19 protein-coding genes and 1 pseudogene are annotated in these 19,349 nt (G+C 66.5%); 7 read left to right on the forward strand and 13 right to left on the reverse strand.

Going from position 1 to position 19,349, the window contains the following annotated elements; genetic code table 11:
- Positions 1-39 precede the first annotated feature (39 nt).
- Positions 40-1,392, reverse strand: coding sequence for a tRNA uridine-5-carboxymethylaminomethyl(34) synthesis GTPase MnmE (mnmE, locus tag ACXMDY_RS10790; RefSeq protein ID WP_259701214.1), 1,353 nt, complete (start codon positions 1,390-1,392; stop codon positions 40-42).
- Here mnmE and ACXMDY_RS10795 point away from each other — a divergent pair.
- The gene (locus ACXMDY_RS10795; RefSeq protein WP_259701215.1) at positions 1,373-1,861 is read left to right on the forward strand and encodes a DUF2062 domain-containing protein; all 489 of its coding nucleotides are present in this window, start codon (positions 1,373-1,375) and stop codon (positions 1,859-1,861) included. The genes mnmE and ACXMDY_RS10795 overlap by 20 nt on opposite strands.
- 6 nt (positions 1,862-1,867) lie before the next feature.
- On the opposite strand, the gene ACXMDY_RS10800 is transcribed toward ACXMDY_RS10795, so the two are convergent.
- From ACXMDY_RS10800 to ACXMDY_RS10810, 3 genes and pseudogenes are all read right to left on the reverse strand, one after another.
- Positions 1,868-2,056, reverse strand: a complete 189-nt coding sequence (locus tag ACXMDY_RS10800; RefSeq protein ID WP_259701216.1) for a hypothetical protein — start codon at positions 2,054-2,056, stop codon at positions 1,868-1,870.
- 96 nt (positions 2,057-2,152) lie between these two features.
- Positions 2,153-3,646 carry a protein adenylyltransferase SelO gene (locus tag ACXMDY_RS10805; RefSeq protein ID WP_259701217.1) on the reverse strand — a complete coding sequence of 498 codons (1,494 nt, stop codon included), beginning with the start codon at positions 3,644-3,646 and terminating at the stop codon, positions 2,153-2,155.
- Between the two features lie 1,776 nt (positions 3,647-5,422).
- Positions 5,423-7,011, reverse strand: a pseudogene (locus ACXMDY_RS10810) (IS3 family transposase).
- 397 nt (positions 7,012-7,408) lie between these two features.
- On the opposite strand from ACXMDY_RS10810, the gene ACXMDY_RS10815 reads away from it, so the two are divergent.
- Entirely contained in the window at positions 7,409-7,846 is a 438-nt protein-coding gene (locus ACXMDY_RS10815) for a hypothetical protein (RefSeq protein WP_259702469.1), read from the forward strand.
- 618 nt (positions 7,847-8,464) lie between these two features.
- Here the strand turns inward: ACXMDY_RS10815 and ACXMDY_RS10820 are convergent.
- The 3 genes from ACXMDY_RS10820 to ACXMDY_RS10830 all read right to left on the reverse strand — a co-directional run bounded on the left by ACXMDY_RS10820 (position 8,465) and on the right by ACXMDY_RS10830 (position 10,362).
- Positions 8,465-8,974, reverse strand: a complete 510-nt coding sequence (locus ACXMDY_RS10820) for a hypothetical protein (RefSeq protein WP_457767613.1) — start codon at positions 8,972-8,974, stop codon at positions 8,465-8,467.
- A 97-nt stretch (positions 8,975-9,071) separates the two neighbouring features.
- Complete coding sequence (gene thyX, locus ACXMDY_RS10825) at positions 9,072-9,797, reverse strand: FAD-dependent thymidylate synthase (protein WP_259702478.1); 726 nt, start codon at positions 9,795-9,797, stop codon at positions 9,072-9,074.
- 10 nt (positions 9,798-9,807) lie between these two features.
- A complete protein-coding gene (locus ACXMDY_RS10830) occupies positions 9,808-10,362 on the reverse strand; it encodes a thioredoxin domain-containing protein (protein ID WP_259702477.1) in 555 nt (184 codons plus the stop codon).
- A 95-nt stretch (positions 10,363-10,457) separates the two neighbouring features.
- Between ACXMDY_RS10830 and ACXMDY_RS10835 the strand changes: the two genes are divergently transcribed.
- Both ACXMDY_RS10835 and ACXMDY_RS10840 read left to right on the forward strand, forming a co-directional pair.
- Complete coding sequence (locus ACXMDY_RS10835; RefSeq protein WP_259702467.1) at positions 10,458-10,874, forward strand: NIL domain-containing protein; 417 nt, start codon at positions 10,458-10,460, stop codon at positions 10,872-10,874.
- Complete coding sequence (locus ACXMDY_RS10840) at positions 10,868-11,392, forward strand: hypothetical protein (protein ID WP_259702466.1); 525 nt, start codon at positions 10,868-10,870, stop codon at positions 11,390-11,392. Before ACXMDY_RS10835 ends, ACXMDY_RS10840 begins: the two co-directional genes overlap by 7 nt.
- On the opposite strand, the gene ACXMDY_RS10845 is transcribed toward ACXMDY_RS10840, so the two are convergent.
- On the reverse strand, positions 11,389-12,612 hold the full coding sequence (locus tag ACXMDY_RS10845) for a lytic transglycosylase domain-containing protein (protein ID WP_457767614.1): 1,224 nt from the start codon (positions 12,610-12,612) through the stop codon (positions 11,389-11,391). The two genes, ACXMDY_RS10840 and ACXMDY_RS10845, sit on opposite strands and share 4 nt — an antisense overlap.
- Here ACXMDY_RS10845 and ACXMDY_RS10850 point away from each other — a divergent pair.
- Positions 12,601-12,801: a hypothetical protein gene (locus ACXMDY_RS10850; protein WP_457767615.1), complete on the forward strand. Its 201-nt coding sequence runs from the start codon at positions 12,601-12,603 to the stop codon at positions 12,799-12,801. The genes ACXMDY_RS10845 and ACXMDY_RS10850 overlap by 12 nt on opposite strands.
- Positions 12,802-13,102: 301 nt before the next feature.
- On the opposite strand, the gene ACXMDY_RS10855 is transcribed toward ACXMDY_RS10850, so the two are convergent.
- Positions 13,103-13,390 (reverse strand): hypothetical protein, encoded by a 288-nt coding sequence (locus tag ACXMDY_RS10855; RefSeq protein WP_457767616.1) that lies wholly within the window; start codon positions 13,388-13,390, stop codon positions 13,103-13,105.
- Here ACXMDY_RS10855 and ACXMDY_RS10860 point away from each other — a divergent pair.
- Positions 13,378-13,701: a hypothetical protein gene (locus ACXMDY_RS10860; protein ID WP_259728464.1), complete on the forward strand. Its 324-nt coding sequence runs from the start codon at positions 13,378-13,380 to the stop codon at positions 13,699-13,701. The genes ACXMDY_RS10855 and ACXMDY_RS10860 overlap by 13 nt on opposite strands.
- Before the next feature lie 26 nt (positions 13,702-13,727).
- On the forward strand, positions 13,728-15,113 hold the full coding sequence (gene glmM / locus ACXMDY_RS10865; protein ID WP_259702463.1) for a phosphoglucosamine mutase: 1,386 nt from the start codon (positions 13,728-13,730) through the stop codon (positions 15,111-15,113).
- On the opposite strand, the gene ACXMDY_RS10870 is transcribed toward glmM, so the two are convergent.
- The 4 genes from ACXMDY_RS10870 to ACXMDY_RS10885 are packed head-to-tail and all read right to left on the reverse strand — an operon-like array spanning position 15,100 to position 19,344.
- Positions 15,100-16,107, reverse strand: coding sequence for an N-acetylglucosamine kinase (locus ACXMDY_RS10870; protein WP_259702462.1), 1,008 nt, complete (start codon positions 16,105-16,107; stop codon positions 15,100-15,102). The genes glmM and ACXMDY_RS10870 overlap by 14 nt on opposite strands.
- Positions 16,100-17,413: an IctB family putative bicarbonate transporter gene (locus ACXMDY_RS10875; RefSeq protein WP_259702461.1), complete on the reverse strand. Its 1,314-nt coding sequence runs from the start codon at positions 17,411-17,413 to the stop codon at positions 16,100-16,102. The genes ACXMDY_RS10870 and ACXMDY_RS10875 overlap by 8 nt, the downstream gene beginning before the upstream one ends.
- A complete protein-coding gene (trmB, locus tag ACXMDY_RS10880; protein ID WP_259702476.1) occupies positions 17,413-18,075 on the reverse strand; it encodes a tRNA (guanosine(46)-N7)-methyltransferase TrmB in 663 nt (220 codons plus the stop codon). Before trmB ends, ACXMDY_RS10875 begins: the two co-directional genes overlap by 1 nt.
- Before the next feature lie 6 nt (positions 18,076-18,081).
- Positions 18,082-19,344, reverse strand: a complete 1,263-nt coding sequence (locus ACXMDY_RS10885; RefSeq protein WP_259702460.1) for an FIST signal transduction protein — start codon at positions 19,342-19,344, stop codon at positions 18,082-18,084.
- Between the last annotated feature and the right edge of the window lie 5 nt (positions 19,345-19,349).

The following is a 19,349-nucleotide window of genomic DNA, read 5'->3' on the forward strand; positions in this document are numbered from 1 at the left end:
GCTCAGCCGCGCACGCAGACCTCATTGTGGCCAGCGCCCTCACTTGCCGATGCAGAAGCGCGCGAACACCCGATCGAGCACCGCTTCGCTCACCTCCTCGCCGGTGATCTCGCCGAGGCTGCGCACGGCGGCGCGCAGATCGATCGTCCAGAAGTCCCAGGGCAGCTGGTCTGCTGCCGCCTCCAGGCTGCGCTCCAGGGCGGCGGCGGCGGCGGCGGCCAGCTCGCGCTGGCGGGCATTGAGCGCCACCTGCAGGCCCTCCTGCAGGGTGGCGCCGCAGCGCTGCAGCAGCGTTTCCACCAGGGCATCGCAGCCCGCGCCGGTGCGGGCACTGATCAGCAGCCGGGCTGGGGACCCCGGGTCTGGCGGCGCCGCGTCGGCCTTGTTTCCCACCAGCAGCAGCGCCGCCCCCTCGGGCACCAGGTCGCGCAGCTGCTGATCGGCAGCGGTCCAGCCGGCGGTGAGGTCGTAGAGGAGCAGCACCGCATCGGCGGCCGCCAGGGCAGCGCGGCTGCGCTCGATGCCCAGCCGCTCCACGGGGTCGTCGGTGGGCCGGATGCCGGCGGTGTCGAGCAGGGTGAGGGGCACCCCGTGGAGCACCAGCTCGCTTTCCACCAGGTCGCGGGTGGTGCCGGGCTGATCGGTCACAATCGCCCGGTCCGTGCGGCTGAGGGCATTGAGCAGGCTGGATTTGCCCACGTTCGGGCGCCCGACGATCGCCACCTTCAGTCCAGCGCGCAGCAACAGACCCTGGCCGGCTTCCGCCACCAACTGCTCCAGCTCCTCCTTCACCGCCTCCAGGGCCGCCACCACCGCCGATCCAGCCAGCGGAGGCAGGTTCTCCTCGAAATCCACCCGGGCCTCCAGCTCGGCCAGCTGATCGAGCAACCGGTCGCGCAGCGCCGTGATGCGTCGCTGCAGCCCCCCGTCCAGACCGGCCATCGCCAACTGGGCCGCACGCCGGCTGCGGGCGGTGATCAGCTCACTGATCGCCTCGGCGCGGGTGAGATCGAGCCTGCCGTTCAGGAAGGCCCGCTGACTGAATTCCCCCGGTGCGGCGCGGCGCGCCCCGGCCGCCTGCACCAGCTCCAGCACGCGCGCCACGGCGATCAGCCCGCCATGGCAATGGAGCTCCACCACGTCTTCACGGGTGAAGCTGCGCGGGGCGCGCATCAGCAGCAGCAGCGCTTCATCGACGCGCTCGCCGCTGACTGGATCCTGCACATGGCCGTAGAGCACTCGGTGGCTCTCCCAGAGCTGGCGGCCGGCGACACGGAACAGCCGGCGGCCGATCGCCTCCGCCGCCCCACCGGAGATGCGTACGATCGCAATACTTCCCTGGCCAGGCGCCACCGCCGTGGCAATCGCTGCAATGGTGTCCTCCGAGCCCAAGAGCCCTCCAGGGCCACGCAGCCCCCAGTCTCGGCTGCGGCGGGCCCTGCTCTGGTTGTGGGAACAGGAGGGCAGCCATGGCCAGCGGGCCCGGGGCCTGGCGGCCGGCATCTTCTGCGGCTGCTTCCCGTTCTTCGGGCTGCAGACCATCCTGGGCATCGGTCTGGCCAGCCTGCTGCGGGGCAACCATCTGCTGGCGGCGGCGGGCACCTGGATCAGCAACCCGATCACCTACCTGCCCCTCTACTGGTTCAACTATCAGCTGGGCAGCTGGATGCTGGGCCCGGGCCGGGGCTGGCCGAGCCTGGAGGTGATCCGCCAGGAGGGAATCTGGGATCTGGGCTGGTCGTTCTCGAGCCGGATCCTGCTCGGCTCGACCGTGGTGGGGCTGCTGGCCTCCGTCTGCATCTCGGCCCTCTACTGGACCTGGCTGGAGCGAAACCTGGCCAAACCGGTGAAGCCATCCTGAGCCGGCTCAGCCCCTGCTGAACCCAGGGCAGAGCATCAGATCAATGTGGCCACCGCTGGGTTGGCGCCACTCCCGGAATTCATCGGCCAGGGCCTTGTGCTCACGGCGCCACTGGTCGTCGTCCAGTTCCTGGAGCCGTTGATGGACCAGATCCAGGGTGTCGTCGATCAGCTGGGCGGCCTGTTCGGAAGTCATCGGGAACCATCGAAGCAAACATCCATTGATGAGAAGTCAGACAGATTCAGGCGCCAGGGGCTGTAGCGCCAAACACCCCGGATCCCGACAATCGGGTCATCGAATCAACGCCAGCCAATCCTGCAGCGGCTGCCAGTCGTCCCGTTGGTCGATCGCCTCCCAGAGACGCTCCACCTCAGCCCGCACCGGGGTCAGCGGCAGGTTCCAGCGCCGCAGGCTGGTGGGGATCGCGGCCTGCTGCTCGGACGAAAGGCCATGGCTCCAGGCCCACCAGCCATCACGCCAGTCCTGCCACGGGCGATGCGGCGGCTCGACGGCCCCCACCAGGAAGGGGGCGAGCGCATCCGGCTCCGGCGGCAGGCCACCGGTGGCGATCCGATCGGCAAGCGCCGCAAAGAAGGAGCCATAGGCCACCGGCCAGGCCGCCAGCAGTTGCAGGGTGAGCGGCACCAGATCGGGACGATCGCCGCTGCCATCGCCGCTGCCAGCACCGCCACCATCGATCGGCGCCCCAGCGGTGGCCTCGAAACCCAGCCGTCGCATCAGGCAGTGGCGGTAGTGCCGGTCGTAGGTGGGAGCGAAGCGCTCCAGCCTCACCTCCAGGTCAGGCCGCGGCAGCAGCATCGCCAGGGGCTCCTGCAGCAGGCGCAGATTCTGATGACAGATCAGCGGCTGCTGGCCGTAGGCATAAAGGCCGCTGTGGTCGAAGTAGGCGGCGGTGAAGCCCGGATCCCAGGTATCGAGGAAGGCGAAGGGGCCGTAGTCGAAGCTCTCGCCCGCCAGCGACATGTTGTCGGTGTTGAGCACGCCATGGGTGAAGCCGGCCACCATCCACTCGGCCGCCAGCTGGGCCACTCGCTCCACCAGCTCGCCGTAGAAGGCCAGCAGCTGGGGCACTGCTCCGGCCTTGCCCGTGGCCGGATGGGCCAACGCCAGATGCGGGTAGTACACAGCCACCACATGGCGCAACAACTGCTCCAGCTGCTGGGGCTTGCGGAGGTAGAGCAACCGTTCGCAGGTGCCGAAGCGCAGATGGGTGCGGGCCAGGCGCACCATCACCGAGCTGCGGGTGGGCGAGGGTTCGTCGCCCCGCCACAGCTCTTCGCCCGTTTCCACCAGGCTGAGGGTGCGGCTGGTGGTGACGCCGAGCCGATGCAGGGCCTCCGAGGCGATCAGTTCGCGCACGCCGCCCTTGAGGGTGAGGCGGCCATCGCCGCCACGGCTCCAGGGGGTGGTGCCGGAGCCCTTCGAGCCGAGGTCATGGAGGGCGCCATGGCGATCACGCAACTGGCCGTAGAGGAAACCCCGTCCATCGCCGAGGCAGGGGTTGTAGGTGCCGAACTGATAGCCGTGATATCGCAGGGCCAGGAGGGGAGTGCGTGCCTCGAAACGGCCATAGGCGGCCTCGAAGTCCGCGTCACTGATCGAAGCGGCGTCAAGACCGAGCTGCTGCAGGAGGGCGTCGTTGCGGAAGCGCAGCCGGCTGAGCGGAAAGGAGGCCGCCTCCACCACATCCCAATGCTGGGGCCCGAGGCTCTCGACCGCAGGCTCGAACGGCAGGCCGAGCAGGGGATTGATGCGGGCGGACATCAGCGAAGACCGCGACGGCGAGGCGCATGGGCCGGGGGTGACCTTAGGGAAGGAGCCCAACCCACCTTGAGCTGGGAACGCCTGAAACCGGCTCCCTCGAAACCCCCCGGTTGTTCATGCAGCGCCAAGGAATCGGCGGGAATCCCGGGGATCGCAGCGATGTGGTGCGGCCCAAAGCCGTGGGCGGACGTACCTGAAGGCCCAACGGGAATGACCCTCGGAATGGGCGTGACGCAGCGCAAGCGACAGGCCTTCTGATCTCAGAGCCTGCTGAGCAAAAGGATGGCATCGAACAGGCGAATCTGTGATTTGAGATTGCAGATCATCCATGGAAGCGAATCCCCAGCATTCGAACTGCATAGGACTGAACAGATGGTTCACGGACCCGCAAAAAATCCGTTTCTGCAGGCACCAAAAAGAGCAGAACCCAGCCAGCGCAACTTCTGTCAGACCAAAAGACAGGCAAGACAAAGATGCTTAGACTGATCAGGAGGCATCGACTGGCGTGGTTAACGGACCCGTCTATTTACTGTTGGGCAGCAGCATTCACGAACCGCATTCGGCCGTCCAGCTAAGCTAAATAGTCGACGCGACATCAATATGGTGAGTGCCAGCATCATGGCTTACCCGATACGAGTCATTAGAACCAATACCTGTTTGGCTGTTCATGCCGACATTGATGCTTTGCTCCGCGTTTGGGGGGGCGATAAGACCGCACTGTTTATGTGTCTGTCTGCTTGGATGCACAGAGTTAACCAGCTCGACGAAATACACCAGCTTCTGATCGAGCACGAACACAATTGCTACACTTCGGCTCCAATCTTGATGCTTGCTGGCCTAGTGTCAGAGGGACACTTGTTCTTCAGAAAAAAGGGAAAGGTCAGCACTCACTTCAGAGAGGAGATTTTAGCGGATACTCACCTGCGAGAAGCGGTCGGTGCACTTCAGAAGTTCCACTCTCGGCCCGCAGAAGGAACACCTGAAATGAACATGGTGAGGCACCTTCGGAACAAATATTCGTTCCACCCAAACGAATATGCTGCGGTATTGGATGCACTTCAACATTGGCGAGAATGTACAAATGAAAATGGCCAGCCTAGAGAAATGGCGATTTATCGTATAGATTACGAACGGCGTCCACATTTCAACGCAGAAGGTTGTAATGCTCTATACCTACTTGGCTTATTTGACTCTACAAAGGGCCCATCGTTAGTGTCCTCGTACGCCGAAGTGATACGTCGGCTTGGCCAGGACGTGGCCAGGCTTCGGAACCTCACGGGTGACTTTTTTATCTGTCTGGGAGAATATCTTGAACAACACCAAGATTCGTCATTCGACTAGACATTATGATGAGACCAGAGGGGAAACATAGCAGTTACATGCAAGCGTTGCCCAACAAGCCCCTCGAGTGGACAGGCCACCGCCAGCTCTCTGCTAAGCCACCGCAAGCTCCTTGCCTGCCACTCAGGGGCAGCGTTAGGACGAAGCATGCCCATGCAGTGCCCCCGGGCTTAGGAAGGAGCCACCCCTCACCTCCGTATCGCGTTGGGAGTTGGGATGTCCGGTCTGTATGACTCTGGTGCTGATGTGATGCTCGTAGAAATAAAGCATAGAACGGCCACCAATTGACCAGGTTGGCCACCCGATCGGTGATAGACCGCAGCCAAGGTGGGCCTGAGGAATTGGGCTGTTGGGTGGGCTAGCCCAGGGATCACGGACCACCATATGAATCATGTCCTCGGTGACTGCCAGAAAAGATGACGCCCCTGCCGCCAATCAGACGGCGATCGACAAAGTAGCCGGACCGTTGGCGTTTTCTGGAGGCGGTGGATTGATCCAGACCACCTCCGGTTGATGCCAGCTGCGGGTGCAGCGGCTCCAGCGGCGGGGGTGACACTGCCGGGCCTGCTCATAGACGCGGGAACGGTGGCGGCAGATTTCCTCGGCCTGACCGCTGTGGCGCTGGTGGGGCGTCACGAATCGGATGGCGCTGTGGCGGTGCTGGTGGTTGTACCAGCTCACGAACGTGGCCACCCAGGCGCAGGCGTCGTCCTTGCTTTGGAATGGCCGCCTGGGGTAGTCCGGTCGGTACTTGACCGTTCGGAACAGCGACTCCGAGTAGGGATTGTCGTTGCTGACCCTGGGCCTGGAGAAGGATCTGAGCACCCCCAGCTCCTCCAGCCGGGCTTCCAGGGTGGCAGCGCGCATGGCGTTGCCGTTGTCGGCATGGAGGACCAGCGGCTGGCGGCGGCCCTTACTGATCCGCTCCCGCAGACAGCCACGGCCGACCAGATCAGCGGCGATCTGGGCGTCTTCCCGCTCGGCCACATCCCAGGCCACCACCTTGCGACTCCAGACGTCGATCACCAGATAGAGGTACAGCCACACCCCCCGAACGCTGGTGGGCAGGTAGGTGATGTCCCAGCTCCACAGCTGATTCGGCCCCCTGGCCTGCAGCCGTGGCACCGGACGGGGCTCTTGGGGCGGACGGGCCCGCCCGCGGCGGTGGGCCTGGCCGTGGGCATGGAGCACCCGGTAGAAGCTCCGCTCCGAGCCGATATAGAGGCCCCGATCCGCCAGGACCGGCACGATCTGCCCCGGCGGCAGCGCCGCGAATTCCGTCTGGTTGCAGGTGAGCAGAATTCGCTGGCGCTCCTCCTCACTCAGGCGATGGGCCACATGGCGGGGGCTTCCTCTGCGGCGATCGCTGCCGTCCCCATCACCAGCGAACTGACGCCGCCAGCGCTGCAGGGTGGTGAGCCCCACACCAAGCAAAGCGGCCACCTCACGGGCCCGTGCGCCCGCGGCCATGCCGGCCTCGAGGATCCCCAGGGCCTTGCGGCGATCAGACGGTGAGGTCAGTCGCCCCCGTCCTCTCCCCAGAAGGCCTGGATCTTTTTTGAGGCCATCAGCAGCGCCGCCGCCTCCGCCAGGGCCTTGTCCTTGCGGCGCAGCTCCTGCTGCAGCCGCTTGATCTCCCGCTGATCGGCCTGGTGGCGCTTCTCCAGGTCCTTCTGCTCGGCCATCGTCACCAGCGGCTGTGCGTTGGCATCCTGGGCGGCCTGGCGCCAGCGATCCACCTGCTCGGGGAACAGACCCCGCTCGCGGCAGTAAGCGCCGAGTTCGGTGGCGTTGAACCCAGCAGTCTCCAGGACCACCGTGAACTTGTCAGTTGGGCCCCAACCCTCGGGGTCCTTCTGGGTAGCCGGCACCACCTCCCCCTGCAGACGCCAGGCCTTGCGCCATTTGTAGAGGGTGATCACGTGGATGCCCAGCTCCTGGGCGATCTCCGTCACGCTCTGGCGATGGGGAGGCCCCATCCGCCGGCGGACATCAGCTTTGACAGCCTCGCTGTAAGGGCGCATTGATCGGTTCCATCAGGCCCCCTGGTGGTGGAAATGGTCGAGATGGAGAGGCGTCAACTTTCCTGGCAGAGGGGGCCTTGTCAAAAGCAGCTTTGGCGTCTTGCACTTGGGTTGCGTTCACGGTGTACTGATTGAGTTTTCAGAGCACACATGCCGCATGTGTAGGACACTTGGGAGTGCTTCACAGAACAGACTATTGAGCTATTTGCTACAATATGTAAAATCAGCAATGCAAGGTCTTGGCATGCCCTGGGATGGGGCAGGCACAATTCAAGGCCTCCATCTCGACTTTGTTCTCTGCTGACTGCTTGCAAAATAGTTCTTTACTGAGTATTCTTAGCAAGGCCATGCCTTGTCTTTTTGAATTTCACGAAACCATTCACGTTCAAAGTAAAGTATGACCAAGCCTCCACGCGCTTCTTACACTCACGACCATTACGTCTATCAAGCAAAAGCGATTGTTGCTTTTTTCGAGGATATCCAGGCCTCGCGACGACACTTTAACCCAGATGAAATCAAGCTAGTCGCAGAAGACATAGAGTCAACGACAAGAATAGCCAACGCAAAGATTTCATCCATTGCCGAATCGGTTAGAGCAGGCGTGGAATTGCTCAAAGGCAAGCATGGAAAGTACCGCGTGACCCAGGAATATCTAACATGCTTAATCAATGAAGTTAAATCATCGAATACATTTCCCGTAGATCCACTGATTAAGCTTGTCTATGCGATCTTCAAAGAAAAGTGGGTTGCTGACTCAGATTTTCATCGGTTTATGAAAAGAAACTTTCCACATTTGATACAAGTGGCTGACAGGATGCAAGTGGGTAGAGACTGAGTCTCATGTTTAGAACTATTTGAGATGCCGATAGGGTGACTGCCATGAATGAAGGCGTTGTTGCTGCTGGTCAGGCCAGGGGAAATAGAGCTGGATTAGTTGAGTGTTTGGCGGTCGAGGATTGATCCAGATCGCCTCTGGCTGACGCCAGCGCCGCGGGGATCGTGACCAGCGGGGTTGGTTCCGCTGGCGTGCCTGCTAGTACACGACAGCCCGGTGTCGACACATCTCCATGGCTTGGCGCCTGTGACGCCGCGGGGGTGTCACGAACTTGATGTCGCTGTGCCGTTGCTAGTGGATCTACCAGGCCACAAACGAAGACATCCACTCGTAGGTCTCCCCCTTGCTGGCAAACGGTCAGGCCGTTACGTCGCGGGCTTGATCATGGATTCTGAGTGCGGGGTGCCTTTGGCATCCGTGGCCAGGAGAAGCTTCAGAACACTCCCGGCTCCTCCAGCCGGCTTTCTAGCATGGCGGCATGCAACTCTGCGAGAAGCCTGAGGCTAGGGAGTTGCTGCTGTCGGCATAGAGGACCGGCGGTTCTTTGTGGCCCTTTCTATTCCGTTCGTGCAGGCAGGCTCTGATCACTTGATCAGCTGCAATCGCTGAATATTCGCGCTACACCCAAGCCGTCGGTCGCGTCCGCCTGATCAGCGCTGCTACCAGATCGATCGTCTCGACACAATGGCGTAAAAACTTGCTATCCACCTTCACAAGCGTTGCGAGATCGGACACGTTGCCCTCATTAAAGAACTCGTCCTCTGCGCCTACTCTGAACGGCAACTGACCCCTTTGGGCCATCAGCTCGTCGTGGCTACGTCCTCGCCCGTGCTTCAACACGTTCGCTGCACGTTGCAAAATCTCGAACCTATCTCGCAGCTCAAAGTCTCCGGTCTGCTCGATGATCCGTTTTGCTTCTTGAAAGCCGTTCACTGCGTCCAGTGCATCCTGCAGCGCAGCATCAAACATCGCCACCATTGCACCTTGTAGCTCTACTGCCTGCAGCTGCTTGACCAAGGCAGTAGTCCCATGGTCTTGCAGCTCTGAGAGTAGATCTGCTCTCTGAACATCGAGAAGACCGTTGGTCAGCGCCGTGAAGCGCATGGCCAGTTCAGAGAACGGATGCATTGTTATTGGCGTTGCCGACGTCAAATAGTGAGAAAGTACCTGCACAGCTTCGCAGTGCAGGTACTTTCAATAGTTCTCAAGTGCTCAGCAAGCGCCATCAAGGCGCCAACCGCGCCTTATGCAACCGACTCTTCTCATACCACTCCGCAAACTCCGGCACCCATGCCTGCAGATGCGGCCACATCAGATCGCAGAGCTCGCGGATCTCCTGCTGGGCATCGAGCTTGGCGCGTAGATCGAGGAAATGCAGGAAAGCCCGCAGCGTGAAGCTCACCACGAAGTGCTGGCGGTAGTCGAACGGCAGGATGCCGCGGGCGTGCTCTTCGGCATAGCCGGCATCCAGTAGATCGCGGTAGCGCGCGGCTGCGGCGCGGCAGATCTCCAGATCGATGGCTCGCTGCGTTGCGTCGTAGTTGTATTTCTTGCCTTGGCGGTCGCTATAGGCGCCAACGGGCCTTAAGTAAAACACTTCTTCCAGGTCTATTTCACCCTTTGCAGCCCTGGAGATTCGCTCGCCCGTATATCTCATCGACTGCACATCGAAACTCACGCCAACACGATGGGTGCGCGCCTGCTGCATCACCGAATGGGGGAACCAGCCCACGTTCAGCACGATCTGGGCATGCTCCAGCGGGCCGTAGTGGCCCCGTTCGCCGGCCAGCAACCGTTTCACGCAGATGGCGCCCGCCGTCTGCTCATCGGGCCACTCGGCTCGATCGGAGGCCACGAATCCTTCCGAATAGTCCTGATGCATGCCGGCATACACGCACTGCTGCGGGTTGGGCGTTGCGGCGATCAGCTCCACCCGGAAACGGGGATCCATCGGCGTGAATTCAGCCATGACTGCGGGGTCCCGCCACGGGTGTGCTGGCGACATCGAGCTGGCTGAGCGAGCCCACCCCGGCCAGGCGCGGCAGCGGCTTGCCGGCGATCAGGGCAGTGGCGATGGCGTCGAGTTCGGCGAGGCTGCGGCCGCCGAGGGAGCGGCCCACCGACTGGCCCTCACGATCGAAGAACTCAAGCTGGGGAATGCCGTTCACGTCGTAACGCTCGATCTCGGCAGCCCAGCGGGGGTTGTCCACGTTGAGCAGCACCACATCGAGGGCGCCGCGGTGCTTGGTTTCGATCGCTTCGACGGCCGGGGCCATCGAACGGCACACCGCACACCAATCGGCATAGAACTCCAGGATCGTCGGCCGACCGTTGGCCAGGGCAACGGGCAGCTCCAGGGAACGGCGAGCCATCTGCTCGAGCGGTGCCTGGGGCTGAAGGCCACCCCGCAGCTGGAAGAGGAGCAGGCCCAGGGCGGCGGCGATCGCGGCCAGCAGGAGCCGCTCTCGCCTCCCCAGCGGGGAGGGCGCCGGGTCTTTGCTGTTCGGCTCGGTCATGGCGCCTTCCGGATCAGGCTCGGCTGCGTTGCACTCTGGCAGCAGCGCCACGGCTGCTGCCGCGTCAAACTGAGCTCAAGCGGCATCTGCCAACGGTGAAGCACCGTCTCACCATCCACTTCCCCAGCGAGGCGGTGCACCAGCCGATCACCTACCGGCTGGCGGTGGATTTTGATGTGGCCGCCAAGATCCTCAGGGCCCAGATCGCTCCCAACCGCAGCGGCACCATGGTGGTGGAGCTGTCCGGCGACATCGACGAACTGGCCGCCGCCGAGCACTGGCTCGAGGGCATCGGCCTGGAGCTCGACCGCGCCCAGGGGGAGATCCGGATCGACCGCGAACGCTGCGTCGACTGCGGCCTCTGCACCAGCGTCTGCCCCAGCGGCGCCCTGGCCATCGGCTTGCCCGACTGGCGGCTCGGCTTCGATGCCCAGCGCTGCCTGGTCTGCGAACAGTGCATCCCCAGCTGTCCGTTCGAAGCGATCAACCTGGTGCTGACAACCCGATGCTGAAATCGCTTTCCACGGGCCTGGGCAAGGCGGTGCTGGGCTTCACCCTGCTGCCTTTGCGGGCTCCATTACTGCTGCTGTTGCTCGTCGTCAGCGTCTACCTCGGCATTCACTGGTCGGATCAGGAGGGGCCTGTCCGGGTCACCCACCTGGGCCTTGAAACCGCCCGGCAGATCTACTGGTCGGCGGAGTGCTTCCAGGCCGTCACGGTGGTGGTGCTCTGCAGCATGCCGGATCTGCTGCTGCGCCAGCTCTCGGCGATCATGGCCGCCAGCCGGGTGATGACGCTGGTGGTCAGCCTGTTTCTGGTGACGGTTGCCGGCCTCTACCTGCTGAGGCTGAGCGCCCTGGCTGACGTGATGATCCTGGCCACGGCGGTGCTGCTGGCCCGGCTGGACCTCACCCGCATCCGGGTGGTGCCGCCCCCCATCTACGGCGCGATCGGACTGAGCGCCTATGTGATGGCCGGGGTGTGGCTGGGGCGCCTCTGGCATCAATCCGGCCAGATGCTCGGCATCTAGCAGCCCCGCACCGACAGCTGCTGATAACTCCAGAGGTTGCCCAGCACCTTCTTGGCATACAGACGGGTTTCCGGGTAGGGGATCGCCTCCACCCACAATTCCGGCTCCAGCTCGAGCGTGGGGTTCCGCCAGCCCTGCACGGCACCGGGCCCGGCGTTGTAGCTGGCAATCGTGAGGAACGGATTCCCCTGCCACTGCCGCAGCAGCAGGGCCAGATAACGGGCGCCCAGCTCGGCGTTGAGCTCCGGTTGGCGCAACTGGTCTTCGCTCACCGGGGCACCGGCCAGCTCCGCAGCGGTGGCCGGCATCACCTGGAGCAAGCCGATGGCACCCGCCGGCGAGGCCACCCCGGCCGTGAAGCGCGACTCCTGTTTCGCGACGGCCAGCAGCAGCGTGGGATCCAGGCCGGCCGCAGCCGCCGCACCGGCAAAGGTCGCCCCGTGCCGAACCGGGTGAAGGGAACGCTCCAGCGGAAGGGCGACCGGGCAACGGGCACCGATCCAGCGCAACTGGGCCTGCTCCAGCTGGGCCAGGCCCATCCAGTCGTCGCCCACCCCCTGGCGCAGCCGACCCTCGACAATCAGGGGCGCTGGCGCCATCGGGGTCCGGCTGCCGCGCTGGTGCCGCCACTCCTCCCAGGCCTCCAGGGGCTGATCGAGCCGCCAGAGGCGATCGAGCCGGGGCTGGCCGCTGCCGAGCGGCTGCCAGACGGATGGCGCCAGGGGCGCCGCCTGGGGGTCTGCCTTCAGCCGCAGGGGAGGCCGCTCCTCCCCCAGCCGCACCACGGCCCGCCAGCCGTAGTAGCCCCAGGGTGAGCGCTGCAGCAGCTGCCGCCAGTGGTAGCGAGCCTGCTCCTCCTGCCCCAGCCGCTGCTCGGCGAAGCCCAGCCAGAACAACTGACGTACCGCCAGGGGGGTGGGCAGGCGATCGGGGGACAGGACCTTCAGGATCGCCGCGGCCTGGGCCCATTCCCTTTTCAGCAGCCGCTGGCGGGCCAGCTCCCAGGAGAGATCCCAGCTGGCCGGATCCGCCGGCCAGCGCGCCAGCACCTCCCGCCAGGCCCGTTCACCCTCGAAGGCCTGGCGGGCCTGGACCGGCGCGGTCTGGCGCAGGGCCGGGGGCAGCTGGGCCAGCAGCGCCAGAGCGGCAGGGCCGGGACGCTCGCTGAGCAGCCGGGCGGCCTCGGCCGCCTCCGGGCTGGTGGGCCAGTGCCGGCTCAACCCCAGCAGCCGCTTCTCCCCCTCGGCCGGCTGGGTCGCCGTTCCCTTCAGCAGCGCCCGTCCCAGGGCGAGTTCGGTGCCGACGGAGCCGCGCCGGGGACCCAGGCAGCTCAGGGCGCCGGCCCCATCACCCAGCTGGGCGAGGGCGCCGGCGAGCTCGTTGCGCTCAGCGGCGCCGAAACCGCCTGAGCCAGATCCGGCGCCGGAGCGGCAGACCTGGCGGATGCGCGCCTCGGCACCGGGCCAGCGCGCCCCCCAGCGGGCCAGGTGCAGAGCGCCGCCGGGACCCGCCTCCAGGGCGGCGGCCAGGGCGGCGGGATGGGCCGGGAAACGCTTCAGCAGCGCTGCACGCTGACCTGGCTCCGTGCGGCCTAGGGCATAGAGCGCGTCGGCACTGGCCGCTGCCGCTGGAAATCGCCCCCCCAGCTGCCGCCAGGGCTGCTGGGCCCGGGGGCCTGACCCAGAGCTTCAGCCGCCTGGGCATCGAGCTTCAGCACCAGCGCAGCCAGTGGATCGGCCCCCAGCCCTGGCCACGCAGCAGGCGACGGCGACGGGCTGGATCGGCTCCAGCTCCCACCAGCAGCAGGCTGGACTCGCGGCGGCGGTCGGGGTCGGGATCCAGCAGCCGGATCAGCTCCAGCTGGGCCGCCGGGGTGGCAGGGGTGGGCTGGGGCCGCAGCAGCAGGGCCTGGCGGCCGATCAGCAGCAGGGCCCAGCTGCCGAAAACCGTGAGGGCAAGGATCGGCAGACCCCGGGCCGGAGCTGGTGGCGGCAGCACCAACCCGCTCGGTGTGGGCGACGGCTGCGGGCAGGGAGCTGCCGGGATGTTCCTCATGGCTTGGCATTCTGAAGGGGCGCCATGAATCGCCGATGGGCCTGCTTCCCTCCCTGCCACCCCGCTTCTCCACCCTGCCGGGGGCCTTCCAGCGACGCCGTGCTCTGGCGGTGGTGGCCGGAGCCGCCCTGGTGGTGGGACTGCGCCCGCTCTGGCCCTTTCAGGCCCTGCCGGGCTGGGTGGTGGGCGGCCTGCTGCTGTGGGCCATCGCCGAGCTGGTGCGCTGGGCCTGGTGGCCCCGTCGGAGCACCTAATCTGCTGGCCAGCAATGGGTGCCTGGATGACCGAGCTGGCCAGTCTTCCCGTTGGGTTTCCGCTCGGCCCGGCCGCAGCCGGCTTCGGCACCGATGGCATTCGCGGCCGGGTCGGCAGCCAGATCACCCCGGCCCTGGCCCTCCAGGTGGGCTACTGGACCGGCCAGGTGCTGCCGCCGGATCGGCCGGTGCTGATCGGGATGGATTCCCGCAGCAGCAGCCCGATGCTGGCCGCAGCCCTGACGGCGGGGCTGAGCGCCGCCGGCCGGGACGTCTGGAACCTGGGGCTCTGCCCCACCCCGGCGGTGCCCGGCACGATCCGACGGCTCGGGGCGGCCGGCGGGCTGATGGTGTCCGCCAGCCACAACCCGCCTGAAGACAACGGCATCAAACTGTTCGGCAGCACGGGCGCCAAGCTGAGCAGCCGGGAGCAGGCGGCGATCGAGGCCGGGCTGCGCGGCGATTCCAACGGGGCGATGCTTCACTGCGGGGCGGCCCATCACCGCCCCGACCTGCTGGAGGCGTACACCGACTCCCTGCTCGCCAGCGTGGCGAACCGTCGCCTTGATGGCTGCGCGATCGTGCTCGATCTCTGCTGGGGATCCGCCACTGCCTGCGGAGAGGCGGTGTTCAGGGCCCTTGGCGCCGATCTCACCGTGCTGCATGGCCAGCCCGATGGCCGTCGGATCAATGTGGGCTGCGGCAGCACCCAGCTGGAGCCGCTCCAGCAGGCGGTGCTGGCGGTGGGTGCCGAGATGGGCTTCGCCTTCGATGGCGATGCCGATCGGATGCTGGCGGTGGACGGTAAGGGCAGGGTGGTGGACGGCGATCAGGTCCTCTTCCTCTGGGGCGGCGCCCTGCAGGATGCCGCCCGGCTGCCGGACAACCGGCTGGTGGCCACGGTGATGTCCAACCTTGGTTTCGAGCGGGCCTGGCAGGCCAGGGGCGGCGTGCTCGATCGCACCGCCGTCGGGGATCAACACGTCCATGCCGCCATGGAGGCCAGCGGCGCCGCCCTGGGCGGCGAGCAATCCGGCCACATCCTCTCGGCCCACCACGGCATGAGCGGCGATGGCCTGCTCACGGCCCTGCAGGTTGCAACCCTGGTGCACAACCGGGGTGGCTGCCTGGCTGACTGGATGGAGGCCAGTTTCCGCCCCTACCCCCAACGCCTGATCAACGTCACGGTGCCCGACCGCCAGCGGCGCCAGCAGTGGCAGCAGAACGAACCGCTGCGCCAGGCGGTGGAGCAGGCCGAGTCGGCGATGGCCGGCAGCGGTCGGGTGCTGGTGCGCGCCAGCGGCACCGAACCGCTGTTGCGGGTGATGGTCGAAGCGGCTGAACAGGACGTGGTCGATCACTGGTCGGGGCACCTGGCGGCCTTGGCCCGCCAGCAACTCAACCCGGCCTGAGCAGAGCCTCTGCGGCCAGCCAGAGGGCGCCCTGGCAGGCGTCGCCCCGGGCTGTCACCGCCACGGCGCCTGGCAGCTCGTGCTGCAGGGCCGTGCCATAGGCGGCGGCGAACCGGGGCAGATGGGTGAGGGCCCCGCCGACCCCGCAGACCCGGACCCGCTCCAGGGCAAGAGCCCCGGCGACCCCCCGCACCAGTCTGCTCAGGCCCGTGGCCGAGCGCACCAGCACCGCCTGGGCATCGGCGTCGCCTGCCGCCGCCAGGGCATCCACGGTCGGGGCAAGCCGGGCGAAGCCGGCCGGGCCGAAACCGGGTTCCACCACCAGGGCCTTGATCCGCTGGGCCGTGATGGCCGCAGCGGTGCTGCCCCCACTGGCATCCGGCGGGACCATCCGGCTCCAGAGCGCTGGCCGCAATGGGCTGTCGGGGCGGCGCCCATCAGCCATCTCCAGCGACAGGGCCAGGGCATCTCGGCCGATGTCGCAGGCTGAGCCGCAACGGTCCAGCAGCCAGCCCCAGCCACCGCAACGGTGCTCCAGGCCAGCTGGGTTCCGGCCGAGGGCGATGCAGCCGGTGCCGCTGATCACCACGATGCCCGCACCCGGGCCATGGCGATCACCGAGGGCGCCGCGCAGGGCCGTGCGCTCATCTCCCGTCACCACCACCTGTCCCAGGGGCAGACCGAGGGCGGCGGCGGCGAGCGCCTCCCCCCGCTGCTGCACGGCCGCGCCCTGCTCGATCCCACTCGCCCCCACCGCGGCGGCGGCCAGATCGGGCCGAACGGGCCAGGTTCCGGCAGCCATGGCCTGGTGCAGGCTGCCGGTGAGGGCCGCCGTGAACCGCCCTTCTCCGCCAGCGGCCGCCAGGTGGCTGACGCCCGGACCCTGGCCCTCGGCGAGGACCGTGAGCCGGCCATCGCCGTGCAGCGCCGCCAGCCGGCAGGTGGTGTGGGTCTGGCCGGCATCGAAGCCGGCCAGCAGGGCCGGCTCAGCCATCCCTGGCCGGTTGGGCGGCCAGGCTGGCCAGGCAGAACCAGCCGATCAGCTGCACCTCCGGCCGGAAGAAGATCGTGTCGGTGAGGCCCTGCACGCCGAGGCCGACGATCGCCGCCACGCAGCCGAGGGCCGGCAGGGCCAGGCCCGCTTCGCTGCGCATCTGGCCCAGCCCGCAGCGCAGGCTGCTCCAGAGCAGCCCAAGACCGGCCAGCAGGGCGGGGATGCCCCCTTCAACCGCCAGCTCCAGGGGGATGGAGTAGGCGCTGAGCGCATTGAACTTGGGTTGCTGATAGAGGGGATAGATCAGGTTGAAGGCGTTGTTTCCCGGCCCGATCCCCAGCCAGGGGCGGTCCTGGACCATCTGGAGCGCCGCCATCCAGACGTTGATGCGGAAGTTGTTGGAGCTGTCCTCACGGCCGGCCACCAGGCTCATCAGCCGCACCCGCAGCGGCTCCACCTGGGTGACCAGCACCGCCAGAACGGCCGCAGAGCCCAGCAGGAGCAGCAGGGGGAACAGGCGTCGCCACAGCACGGGCCAGTGGCGGGTCTGACGCAGCACCAGCAGCAGGGCCAGGCTGCCCAGCCCCGCCAGCATGCCCAGCCAGCCGCCGCGGCTGTAGGAGAGCACCATCGCCACGATCCCGAGCACCAGGCTGGTGAGGGCGAAGAGGCGGCCGCCGATGCCCTTCCAGCGCAGCAGGGCCACCACGGCCAGGGGCAGGATCGGCAGCAGATAGCCGGCCAGCAGATTCGGGTTCTCCAGGGTGCTGTAGATCCGCACCGTGCCCCGGGCCACCGAATTCGGATCCGACCAGCGGGCCAGCGCTGAGGAATCCACGTAGAGCTGGCGGATGCCGATCACCACCGTGACCAGCTGACCGGCCAGCAGGGCGGCCACGATCCGGTCCCACCAGGCCGGGGCGGTGGCCAGCAGCTGGCGGGCGAGGGCATAGACCCCCAGATAGCTGAGCAGCTTGAGCAGGCCCTTGGCGGCGGCGGCGGGCACCGGCGAGAAGCCGGTGGCCAGCACGGTGAGGCCGAGAAACAGCAACAGCCAGCCGTTGATCGGCCCGATCCGCCCTGGCGGGGTCTGCAGGGCCCAGACCACCCAGAGCAGACCGCTGGCCAGGATCAACAGACTCAAGCTGGTGCGATTCAGCATCGGCAGCCCTGCCATCAGGGCGCAGAGCACAATCCCGGCCACCCCGCTCAGCCGGCGCGACAGCCAGCCGCCAGGGGCACCGGCCAGCAGTCCCTGCCAGCGCAGCAACCAGGGGATCGACGGGGCGGGAGGGGCGGCCGGCATCAAGGGCGAACGGCGATGGCCGGATTATGGGCCGAGCTGTTCCGACAGAACAGCACCCGGTACACCGCCCCCCCCCGCCCGATCACCTGCAGCTCCCGCTCGGTGGACACGGGCAGGGGGTTGGTGGGCCGCCAGGGACGCGGATCATCGGCGGGGCGCTCGAAGGCGCCGCTGGCCTCGGTGAGCGCCACCATCGGCTCGATCACCTCGGCAACGTCGCTCTGCAGAAACAGTTCGGCTCCAGGGGCGAGGGCGGCGGCGATCGCGGCCAGGAGTGGAGGCTGGAGGACCCGCCGCTTCTGGTGCTTGCGCTTGAACCAGGGGTCGGGGAACTGGATCGTCACCCGTTGCAGACGCCCGGCCGGCAGATCAGCGAGCCAGTCCTCCAGGCTCACGTTGGCGTTGCAGAACAGAAAGCGCAGGTTGGCCAGATCAAGGCGCCGCCGATCCTGCTCGGCGGCGTCGACCAGACCCCGGCGGATCTCCACGCCGAGAAAATTCCACTCCGGATGCCGGGGCGCCATCGCCAGCAGGAACCGGCCCCGGGCACTGCCGATGTCGAGATGCAGCGGCCGCTGGTAATCGGCGAACAGCTGCCGGGTGGGTGGCAGTTGCCGGGGTTGCTGGTGCAGGCTGCTGAGCGGGTTGACGTGCTGGCGCACCACCGCTCAATCCACTGGGATGTTGGGCACCACAAAACCCCAGCTGGCCGTGTAGCCGTGCAGATGGGTGTTGCCGGCCACCGGGCCGATCTCACCATTGCAGAAGGCACCGGCGATCGGCAGCCCCGGAAACTGCTCCCGGCAGATGGTCACATCGCCATCCGGTTGACCGAAGAGCCCCTGGCCCCTGCCCAGGCAGGCGAACAGCAGGGCGGCCAGGGGATCAGCGGAGCGCCGCGCCTGACGCCGCAACAACAGCCTGGATTCCTGGCGGGACGAGGACGCATCCCTGAGCTGGAACTGCACCTGCTGGCCCACCCGCAGTTTCTCGGCCACGGCCACGGCACCGTTGCGGGGATCCACCCCCAGCAGATTGCGCACCAGGAAGGCGGTGGGTTCAGGTTCGGTACCGAGGCCCGGCAGACTGAAGCTGCTGCGGGCGACCCCCAGGAACAGGGAGTGACGCACCTGCTCCCGTTCAGCGGGAGTGAGCGACTGAAGGATGCCCTGCAGGCAATTCACCGGTGTGTTGCGCTCCTGACCACTGCTGAGCTGCAGCACCACGTTGCGCTCGGCCTGCTCGATCTCGAACACCGGGCCGATCGGCCGGCAGCCCTGGGCCACCACCGGATCAATCCGCCAGTCACCACCGACCAGGCAGCCGACGGCCCCACTCACCACGCGATCTTCGAAGAGCAGGGAGCCATGGCTGGCACTGTGGTGGCCAGCGATGCCGCCCACCTTGTCGACGCCGGGGAAGCCGTAATCGATGCCGCTGATCAGATCGTTGATGGCGGCGCTGGTGGGGTCGACGAACACCAGCATCGAACTGGCCAGGGCTGGATCCGCTCCGATCCAGTCCACCCAGTCCTGGCTGTCGCCGTCCAGATCGGGAAGGGTCTTGGTGTCGAGCTCGAACAGCTGAAGCTCAGCGCCCGGCAGGCGCAGCAGGGTGACGCTCAGGGCCGGTTGCTGCTCCACTTCATGGGGAACACCGCCGCCATCGGTGCCCACCACACCCCCGGCGGCGCAGCCGATCCAGTGGCGGGCGCTGAGCCGGGCCCGCAGCAATGGCAACAGCCGCGGCAGATCACTGGCGTAGCTGGAGGAACAGAACACCAGGGCAAGGTCGGCGCCGCGCCGAGCGTTCAGATTCCGCACCACCTCCTCGACAGCGCCCTCCAGGGAAGGGTTGCTGGAGAGGGCCGCCTGGCAGAAGGCAGGACCATCGCCACGTTGGAGCCAGGAGGGCAGTGTGAGCGCAGCCATGGCTC

The organism is Cyanobium sp. ULC082 (assembly GCF_977927535.1).